Origin of the sequence: Sulfitobacter indolifex, assembly GCF_022788655.1 — a bacterium.
Taxonomy (GTDB): Bacteria; Pseudomonadota; Alphaproteobacteria; order Rhodobacterales; family Rhodobacteraceae; genus Sulfitobacter; species Sulfitobacter indolifex.
Genome location: NZ_CP084952.1, coordinates 1 through 7,500, shown reverse-complemented (window position 1 = coordinate 7,500; position 7,500 = coordinate 1). Strand labels below are relative to the sequence as shown.

The following is a 7,500-nucleotide window of genomic DNA, read 5'->3' as shown; positions in this document are numbered from 1 at the left end:
CGCCTAGCCTTGATCATTGGTTACACAAGGGGCTGAATAACCGCGCAGAGAACAGCCATTTGCCTTTTCAAAAACGAGAGCGAGAAATGCAGGGCTTCCGATCACCGGGTGGGTAGCAGCGCATCGACTCTCTGTCGTCCGCAACCCGCAATTGCTTCTCCGTACCAGCCCGCTGTCGGTCCGCTCTCACCATCCGCTACCATCGGCTCGAAGCATTCGAGGCGTGAAAATCCGCGGCCAATGCCCCTTGATCAACGTCCGGCATGTCAACTTGCAAACTCGGCGAGTTAACGTGACAATACCCCATCAACCCATCGCGGGTGATTGGTTGCTGGTAGGCGACGGCGGCGAGGACTGCGACGTCGAACGCATCCAGGTCCGTAAGCTGATCATCTACGTCCGCAGCAAGGCGGATCGCGGGGCCATAAGCGGCCCGCGTCCGAAACATCCACCCACCGGCAACTTGAGCAATTTCAAAAGACCTTTCCTCGAAGTCTCCGGAAAGGTCCTCGACCAGCAGGTCGACCGACGCCCCCTGCCCCACCACCCGCGCCAAATCATCGCGTCCAACAGGCGACGCACTGGCGAACAGCACCGCCTCAATCCGACGCATCCACTCGCGCCAGCGCAGCTCGGGCGGCAGGTCGGCAAGCTCGCGGTCGAGCTCTGACGCGGGGCGATCTTTTGCCATACCTAAACCCCGTAGAGCCGAAACGTCTCACGGCCGGTCAATTCACGCACCGCACCGAGATCAATCAAACGATCACACAGCCGCCGCGCCGCCCGATCTGGCAAAGGCAACGCGGACGGGGTCACGGCGTCACGGGTTAAAAAAATCTCCACTGCCTCCTTTGCTGCCTTGGCCCGGAGTTTCGGGGCGACTGCTTTCAGATGCGCCGTCCGACGCGCAAGGTCGGCGGAGAGCCGCACGGCCTCAGCGGCCGATGAGATGACTGCGCTATGACAGGCCAGACGCAGGTCTTTCCCGCGCTTTCCCAAGTCAGCACGGCTCAAACCCTGGGCCAACAGCGGCACAAGATCATTCCAGCGGAGCGCCTGCGCGAGGGCCGCATCCGCCAAGATAAGCCCCGACAGTTCTCCCCGCGGCGCATCGGTCAGGACCATCTCCAACACCATGGCCGCACGGGAGACCGGCGCCCCCTGCCCCGCGTCGAGCCACATAGCGATCTGTTCCTGCTCAAGGGTCGGTACAGCGCGGCTCAGAGCCCTAACTGACACCGGCCGCTCGACTGCGCGACGCCAAGCCAAATAGCCTCCCCCTGCCGGTCCCGGTAGATCGCCCGGGCGCAGCAGGTGAACCGCGTCCCGCAAGTCCCGGGCCCGCTCAGAACGGCCAGAAAACGTCACTCAGGCCTCAGCGGCACGCAGCGCAAGACGTTCCCGCAACAAAGCTCTGGGGACTTCGTCCCGTGCCAACACTTGATGCAGGTGAGCAAGCGCCGCACCCGACAAAAACGCCACATCTGCAGGGGTTTCGACACGTTCGGAAGTGACCCAGGCAGGCATCCGGGGTAGCGTGACAAGGGACTCGATTAGATTGGCGCGGGCAAAGGTCATGCGCGAGGCATACATTGAGACGGCTCTTTGTGCCAGCAAATAGCGACAAAACCGCCCTACCTTGTCGCGCCTACTTATGTCCAATAATATTAGATTATTGGACCATTCGAAAAACCTTCCCCGCCATGGCAGAACACCCCGAAAACCCGCCCCGAGACGAGGTTGAGGCGCAGGAGACCTCGCACACCAACACTCTGGCACTCCCGTCACATGTCGCAGACTCTGGAACGATTGACCGCCCCGGCCGCTCCGGTCGCTCCGGCCGGAGCGACCCCGGCTCTATTGGTTTCCACAATCGAGCGCCGATTGTCCGGCCTTGCATGGTACGACCCGCAGCGCGGATTCGAACTCAACCGCAAGGATCGCCTCATTGCCCCTGTCTTGGCCGAGGATCTTATAGCGAAGATCGCCAGCTTGTCCTACGATCTGCGGGGTCTCCGCGACCGAGCCATCTTGCTGCTCAGCTATGCAGGCGGTCTCCGCCGTTCGTAAATTGTTAGCCTTGATGTGAGCAAGGACGGCACACCAGATAGTGGTGGATGGATCGAGAACCTTGAGAAAGGCGCCCTGCTCACCCTCAATGACAAGACCGGTTGGCGTAAGGTCGAGATCGGCTTCGGCTCGGAGGAGCGGACCTGCTCGTTCCATACGATCGACCAATGGTTGCACTTCGCGAAGATCTACTTCGGTCCGGTTTTTGTTGGCACCTCGCAGGCTGGCAAATGGGCATCTGAGGCGAGATCGAACGACAAGCATGACCTGCGGTGATCAAGCGCACGGTCCTGGACGCCGAAATTCGGTCCGACCTCCCCGAAAAGGACCGGCTCGCGCTGTTTTCCGGTCATTCGCTGCGTGCAAGCCTCGCCAGTTCGGCAGAGGTTTATGAGCGCTATGTCCAGAAGCAGCTCGGGAACGCTTCGGCCGAAAGGACCCGCTGCTATCAACGCCGGCGCGGCTTTGATCTCAGTCCAGGAGGTTATGAGTGACGATGACGCGGCGCAGCTCCTGTAGGCGCTCGAGGCCAAAGCCGGTGAGCAATAGGACGCTTTTTTATCGCATGCGGTCGGTCGCGGCTCCTACAAAGAGCTCTACACTTTCCTTCGCCACACAGATAAAAACACATAGGTCGATGGTGCTGTGGTCTATCGGGATGATTGCGACGTCTTCGCGCGCGGGCCCTTCTCGGCCCAGCTTTGAACCCACGGACCGGTTTCAGTTCATCTAGACCGCGGTACATTAATCTATGAGAAATGGGAGGCTGAGTGAGAAAAGAAAGCGCTTGCCCTACCCTCCTAGCTAGCTTGACTGAATTAGAGCTTTGACGGTACTGCGGTTTTCCTATCGGTCAATATTGACCTACCTCCGACCAACCCGGCACCTTTGTTCACAGACGGCGACACCGCTCTGAGCTAAAAGAACGGACGCTTTGCGAACCTTTATGATAATAAACGACGGCCGCACGGAGTGAGCCTGCGCATTCATGCCGGCGGCTGGCTGGAATCTCCACGTCAAATTTTGGACTTCACACATGCTCAGGCGCTTGAAAGCGTGTCAGAGCAAACCCCAATCTCGATGTGGCTGAGCCCGAAGGCCGAGCCGGTCATCTGCCCGACATCTAAAATTGACCGCGGTCAATTCGACAATGCGGCGTCCTTTTTCACCGGCCCGGCTAAAGCTCTTAAAACAACCCCTCCAATATCGGGAACTGAAGCTCGAAACCTACCATCCCCCGGAGTGTCCCGGCTATTAGAAGACCCGTTTAAAGAACTGGGCTGGATTCAACGATGATGCTGCTGCGAGCCAAGTCCGATTTTGTAGGGCGAAGAATTGCTGAAGCTTGCGACTTGGAGAATATCTGTTTCTTCAGGTCAGTAAATTCAATTTGCCCCGGGGGGCCGCAACATTCGTGGGAAACCGATTGGCGGATCACGATTAAGATCGACGGTAAGCTTAATACCGGTAAACAGATTCCGCTAATCACGCCAGACATTCCGGCTGAAGCTCCGACCGCATTTGCGAAGTCTAAAGCGCTCTCAGTTGAAACCGACAATTTAGAGATTTCCATTTGATCGCGATTGACCGTGGTCAATTTGGGGCACGCCCCGCTACCTAAGGCATCACCGCTTCGGATCTGGTCGAACTCACCGCGGTCAATTTTGTCCATGCCCAGGATCATCGCATGCCTGCGACCGGTTTGCCCGCGATGAAGCCTTCGATCATCGAAGTGAAATAGGCGGGCGGTGATTTGATGCGTATCGCATTCTCAGCCAGATATTCCAATGCTCTGAGCATGTTCGGCCATCCGATTGAAGCGACACCTTTCGCCAAGGCTTCACTCTTCAAACTCAAAAAGGATCCAAAAAGAAAAACCGCTTCCCGTAGACGAGACGGTGATTGGACAGCATCCGGGTAGAGGCTGGCTATATTTGGGCAACGCTCCCATGCTTTGACAAGCCGCGTATATTCATCGGGTGCATTCATAGTAGGATCTATCTTTAAGGACTCTACTTGGCGGACAATTTGGCCGTTCCTGCCGGACTCTTTCGGCGTCTCCGCAAGCCGGCTTTGAGGGCAGGCATCTCGCTGAACACTGACTTTTCGGCGTGGCGAAGGGCCTGACCGAGCCGCTTCAGATCCACCCTCGAGCCGATCACCGGCAAGGCTTTTACTGCAGCGAATGTCTTGGAAGGTAATCGCATTGAGCTGAGCGTTTCGCAGCTGATCGACGGCCGCTGGGGCAGGGCAGGGGACGCTGCGGTCGGCTTGAGAAACCTGACGGTCCTCTTTCGTCACAGGGAGAGGCGCTTGAACGGCAGGTTTCAGCGCCCGCATCTCGCAGATAAGAGCTGACACCTCTTCAATCTTCAATGAGGTGCGCCGCAAGATTTTCTTCACCTCAGTAAGAAAGCTGGCCTGTGCCGCGGTCAATTGTTCATGTGCGCGTAGAAGTTCAGCCCGAAATGCGAGCGCTACGGAGCGCATCGAGCGAAGCTGTTCAGCCTCAAGATTAAGCCTTGCCGCCTCCGCTACCAGCTCGGGGTAGGCGTGGAGGAGGGGGGACAGATCAAAGCCGAAGGCGTCACGCACAACGCCGCCGACCCGAAGCGGGAAGCGTTTTCCGGTGGCGCTGTCTTTGCGCGTGATGAAACCGATATCGCAGAGCTTCGCGATGTGACGCCGAAGCACTCGATCATTCATGCAGTTGGCGCGTTCACAGATGGCTTTATTCGAAGGATAAACCACGAGAAGATCGTTAGGGTTAAGGGGGGCCTCTTTACCCGTTTCGCGATCCCGACAGGGGAGGAAGCTCAAAAGCGCCTCAAGAACAAGGATTGTACTTGGCGTCATCCCATTGCTCGGTGAGCTGCTTTTGACCGCGGTCATGAGATCGCGACGGGTTACTTGAGGTGCTGGTCCAGGGCGGGTAGGGGCATAGCTCCTCCGCTCCCCGGCATGAATTACCGTGGTTGTAGCCTGTATCATGAATTTTCAGACGGCAAAGAGATACCATCCACCGAAAACGGTGTTGCAAACGATTCTCTAGCGAGGTATCCATGAGGTGCTTAAATCTTATGGGACCCTTCGAGACTTCGGTTTCGGGGGGTTTCTTTTTGCGCTGCGTCTGCCTCCTTTCTCTTTGCTCTTCTCTATGGTTGCTATATGGCCGTTATGGCTCTTATTGTCGTTCGGGGCGATAGATTGACCATGGTCAATCCTTTAAAATCAGCGACTTACCTTTTTGTGCCGCAGGTTAAATCGCTTGACCAGCTGTCAAATATTTGAGGAAGCCTGTCCTCAAGGTATTCGATGAAATCAGTTGCATATTCCTCCGTTGTCTCGATGGTGATCTTCCCGCGCTTCTTGACGAAGCGAACCGGCTTATCGCCGACGGTCATCAGTTTCGAGCGCTTCACCGGGGCGGCTTCATAATGCTGCGTCTCTTCGCCCAAGGTGGCTGTTCGAAGCGCATCAATGAGGCCCTGTAAAGCTTTAAGAGGGTCCTCCTCGTCGGGGATCATCTCAAGCAGCTTGCTGGTATCACGGACAGCAGCTTCTTTGAGGCCCTTGCGAAGTTCCATCCATGGCCGACGGCCAATTTCATGGCCGGAGCCAATATGTTCGATGACCTCGATTGGCACGTCACGGGCCACGGTAGAGAGGCGGCTCAATGTAGTTTTATCGACCGCCAAGAGCCCGCAAATCTCATCTTTATCGAAACCGTACTCTTCCAGACGCGTTGCAAAAACTGCCTGTTCGATGAAGCTCCGCTGAAGGCGCGCGGAGTTCTCACGTGCGAGCGATTTAAGGGCATCGCGCTCTTCCATTTCACGGATGAGCGCGCGCACCGGGATGCCAAGTTCACGGCAAGCCGCGATACGCCGCCGCCCATAGACCACTTCATACCGCTGACCGGCGCCGCGCCTATAACGTAGCAGAACCGGGATCTCCTGTCCCGAAGCCCGGATCGATGCGATCAGATCGTCTAGCCCATCGCTCGTATCAAAACGGTCCTGCAGCGCGGAATCCGCGATCTCACGTGTATCCACCATTTGAGCGGCCTGCGAAGAAACCTGGCTCAATACATTGGACATGGCTTGTAAGGACCTGGGTCCGCTTGGCGTTTTAGGCTCCTCCTCCACGATAGGGGAGGAGGTCTTTGCGAGAGAATCGGGTGAAGAAGGCGCCTCATTGAGTTGACTGAGGCTTTTAGCGAGCAGATCACGTCTCATCGGTTACCTTCCTTCCCCAAGCGGCCTGAATCATCTTCTCTACGTCGTTTGAGAAGCCAATGACGCTTTCAAGCGCGCGGTTATAGGTCTTTCGGTTCTTGGCGCCGGCCAAATCTACCTCGAATATCGTCTTTTGCGAGAGCCCGGCTTCACTGATGGCCGAGGACTTCACGAAAGGGGTAGGGATCACGCTATCGCCTAGCAGTTGCCGGATCCACTCAGCAAGATCGACTTGGGTACTGATTCCGGTATCATAGCGGGTCAACAGATAGGCAAAATTATCGTAGTTTGCGACGCCGCCGTTTCCGTGAATGACCTCAAGCACACCTGAGGCCATGTTGAGAAACTGGCTTGCGGAGGCAAGATCGACCCGTTCAGGGATTACGGTCATCAGTAGAGATGTGGACGCACATACGGCCGCCATGGTCAGATAGCCCAGCTGTGGCGGACAATCGATGATGACGATATCGTAGTCGTCTTCGACCTGACGGAGGCTATCCCCCAGCCTGTTGAAGAAAACGGGCTGTTCGCCGCGGCTGAGCGCCATTGGCGTTTCGGTCTCGAACTCAGATAGCATGATGCCGCCCGGTACGAGGTCGAGGTTCGGCACATAGGTTTTGCGTAGCACATCTGTGATAGGCACGCGGATCGTATCACCGTCTGTATAGCGGAGTGCGTCATAGAGCGTTCCGCCTTCCTTGAAGTCCAACTCAGGCTGATATCCAAAGAAGGTTGTCAGGGAAGCCTGGGGATCGGCATCTATGCAGAGAACGCGATATCCACGAGCCGCAAGTCGAAATGCAAGATGGACCGAGGAGGTCGTTTTCGAACTGCCCCCTTTAAAATTGACGGTCGACCAGACTTGTAGCTTATCACCAGGCTTGCGTCCCGGCAAAAAATGATGGGGATCCTTGGCGTTCTTATCGAGGATCTTTCGGACCTTCAGAACGTCTTCAGCGGTGTACGAGCGCTTGTTCCCAGTACTCTGGGCAACTTCAGGAATTTTGCCTTCAAAATGAGATTTGCGCAGGTAGCCTCCGCTGACCCGAAGCAGCTCTGCAACCTCCGCCGCCGAGAACGCCCTGAGGGTCTTCTCTTCTTTCGGAGCGAGAAAGAGCTTCGACATATTGTCGAGCGCCTGCGATAGCCTTCCGGAGTCCTTGCGTAGCTTATCATGAAGTACGTTTATCAT

The 7,500-nt window shown here is 56.6% G+C and carries 6 protein-coding genes and 3 pseudogenes (1 of these 9 only partly in view); 3 read left to right on the top strand and 6 right to left on the bottom strand.

Annotated elements, in window-relative coordinates; translation table 11 throughout:
* A pseudogene (locus DSM14862_RS16080) lies at positions 1–227 on the top strand (IS6 family transposase) (it extends 458 nt beyond the left edge of the window).
* On the opposite strand, the gene scpB reads toward DSM14862_RS16080, so the two are convergent.
* Together scpB and DSM14862_RS16070 are read right to left on the bottom strand one after the other, a co-directional pair.
* Positions 197–691: an SMC-Scp complex subunit ScpB gene (scpB, locus tag DSM14862_RS16075; RefSeq protein WP_407705379.1), complete on the bottom strand. Its 495-nt coding sequence runs from the start codon at positions 689–691 to the stop codon at positions 197–199. The pseudogene DSM14862_RS16080 and the gene scpB sit on opposite strands and share 31 nt — an antisense overlap.
* Before the next feature lie 2 nt (positions 692–693).
* A pseudogene (locus DSM14862_RS16070) lies at positions 694–1,578 on the bottom strand (DUF1403 family protein).
* Between the two features lie 261 nt (positions 1,579–1,839).
* Between DSM14862_RS16070 and DSM14862_RS16065 the strand changes: the two are divergent.
* A pseudogene (locus DSM14862_RS16065) lies at positions 1,840–2,564 on the top strand (integrase); the annotation flags it as partial.
* Positions 2,565–3,042: 478 nt separating this feature from the next.
* Positions 3,043–3,366, top strand: coding sequence for a hypothetical protein (locus DSM14862_RS16060; RefSeq protein WP_243254491.1), 324 nt, complete (start codon positions 3,043–3,045; stop codon positions 3,364–3,366).
* Here the strand turns inward: DSM14862_RS16060 and DSM14862_RS16055 are convergent.
* The 4 genes from DSM14862_RS16055 to repA all read right to left on the bottom strand — a co-directional run bounded on the left by DSM14862_RS16055 (position 3,338) and on the right by repA (position 7,500).
* The gene (locus tag DSM14862_RS16055) at positions 3,338–3,742 is read right to left on the bottom strand and encodes a hypothetical protein (RefSeq protein ID WP_243254490.1); all 405 of its coding nucleotides are present in this window, start codon (positions 3,740–3,742) and stop codon (positions 3,338–3,340) included. The two genes, DSM14862_RS16060 and DSM14862_RS16055, sit on opposite strands and share 29 nt — an antisense overlap.
* A gap of 8 nt (positions 3,743–3,750) precedes the next feature.
* Positions 3,751–4,962 (bottom strand): helix-turn-helix domain-containing protein, encoded by a 1,212-nt coding sequence (locus DSM14862_RS16050; protein ID WP_243254489.1) that lies wholly within the window; start codon positions 4,960–4,962, stop codon positions 3,751–3,753.
* 347 nt (positions 4,963–5,309) lie between these two features.
* Positions 5,310–6,308 (bottom strand): plasmid partitioning protein RepB, encoded by a 999-nt coding sequence (gene repB / locus DSM14862_RS16045; protein WP_243254488.1) that lies wholly within the window; start codon positions 6,306–6,308, stop codon positions 5,310–5,312.
* Positions 6,298–7,500: a plasmid partitioning protein RepA gene (gene repA, locus DSM14862_RS16040; RefSeq protein WP_243254487.1), complete on the bottom strand. Its 1,203-nt coding sequence runs from the start codon at positions 7,498–7,500 to the stop codon at positions 6,298–6,300. Before repA ends, repB begins: the two co-directional genes overlap by 11 nt.